Source organism: Bradyrhizobium sp. th-b2, from assembly GCF_000426785.1.
GTDB lineage: Bacteria > Pseudomonadota > Alphaproteobacteria > Rhizobiales > Xanthobacteraceae > Bradyrhizobium > Bradyrhizobium septentrionale.
Genome location: NZ_AUGA01000222.1, coordinates 1 through 1810 on the forward strand (window position 1 = coordinate 1; position 1810 = coordinate 1810).

Consider the following 1810-nt stretch of genomic DNA (forward strand, 5'->3'; position numbering starts at 1 on the left):
GCCGCGTTCACAGGCCGAACATATGACCGCACCGCCATTCCTTGTTCAATCAGAGAAAGACCTTGCAGCCCGGGCCGTTCCACATATGAGTCAGAGCCAAATTTGAACGCCGAATGAGAGCGAGAAATGCGTCTTCGTGATACTGCTGGTCATGGCGTGGTCTCCGATCCGGCGATCCAACGCCGGATGATTCGAGGTTGATCACCTCGGAGACTACGCCACCTTCAAATCCAGCCAATCCCGCGACGGGGGCCCGGCGCTCGATGAGGCGGGACTGACGACGTTCCAGTTCGTCCTGCAGGATCAGGGAGAAGGTCTCGAGGAATGGCTGGTTTGGCGCCCTGCGCCTGCAGCACGCGCGTCTGCAGCGTGTCGCGGACGCCTGACAGGCACAGCTGTCGCAGGCAATGTTCAGTTTCCGGCATGGTCAGCACCCACAAGACCCACTAGCGAACGGATGGGCGAGCTACAGAATCTACTCACGAAATGATCAGCACGGCCCGTATACAGCCGATCTGTAGAACAATGACGATCCGGCATTGTAAGCTGGTGACAAAAGTCCAACTCGATGGACGATGTACTACGTGGGGGCGGACTGGAACTTCCACAAAATGACTGGCTGAATGACAAGCAGATGGATCGGTTGGGCACGCTTGAGGCAGACGCGAACTGCGGTATCAGCTATTGCTCCATAGAGCCATCATATGGGCGGTCATTTACGGTGTGACACGCAGGCGAACGCTTGTGTTTTCAGTTTTTACTTCCGTATAGCGTTGGAGGCCTGGCGGAGAGCGTCGCAGAAGGTTGTGAACCGCGAGTGCCTTGGGCAGCACAACAAGACAGACCGCACGGGAGAAAGGTTCCGGAATGCTCGTCCTACCCCAAATGGGAGGTGACCCGCGCAAATCAATCGCCCACACTACTCTTAGTCAAAGGGTCCAGAAGCTTTGAGTCAGTGACGGCCACACAGCGGATGCTGCCGGTAGGTCCGCTTTAGAGAAGTACGTTCACGGGTAAGTGCGGGGGCGCTCGATGAGGGAATTTGCGGGATTGATCGCCTTTTGTTTGGTGACCTTAGCTTCAGCATTTGACGGCGCGCAGGCGGAGAATTCGTCGAGTGCGGAGGCTCGCTTGAGAGAGAAGAACATCACGCTGCCGGTTGAGGCCGCTCCGGTCGGTAGCTACGTCAACGCGGTACAAGTTGGAAATCTCTTGTTCATGGCGGGCAGTGTTCCAGGCGGTTTGAAGGGTAAGCTCGGACGGGATCTGACTGTCGAACAAGGTTATGAAGCCGCGCGGCAGGCCGGCTTGATCATGCTGGCAAAAGTGCGCGCGGCGCTGAGCAGCCTCGATCGGGTGAAGCGCGTGGTCAAAGTGGTCGGTATGGTGAACTCGGCCGACGACTTCGGTGACCAAGCCAAGGTGGTCAATGGATATTCCGACCTAATGGTCGAGGTGTTCGGCGAGTCGGTTGGTAAGCATGCTCGCTCCTCGTTGGGCGTGGCGGCGCTTCCGCGCCAAGCCCCGGTCGAAGTCGAAATGATCCTTGAGGTAGAGTAGCTTTGTCGGCGGTCGCGATCTCGTTACACAATGCGCTTGGCTAAAGGAGATGCAGCGCGAGGGTTGAAGATATCCGCTCTGCCGACGTGACGTCTTTGTCGGTTCTTATGGCAGAATAAAGCGCTGACGCACGCATCACGCGCATCAAAGGACCCTGTCGTCGGTTAAGAAGCCGATTTGAGTGGTGTGCGGTGGCTGGTGACTGAGAAGAAGGCAGCCAGGAAGAGGTACCAAAGAGCCCTTAGCCAGG

1 protein-coding gene is annotated in these 1810 nt (G+C 57.2%); it reads left to right on the forward strand.

All coding sequences use genetic code 11. The features are described from left to right. Positions 1 to 1032 precede the first annotated feature (1032 nt). Positions 1033 to 1560, forward strand: a complete 528-nt coding sequence (locus K359_RS0147805) for a RidA family protein (protein WP_029085234.1) — start codon at positions 1033 to 1035, stop codon at positions 1558 to 1560. Positions 1561 to 1810 lie beyond the last annotated feature (250 nt).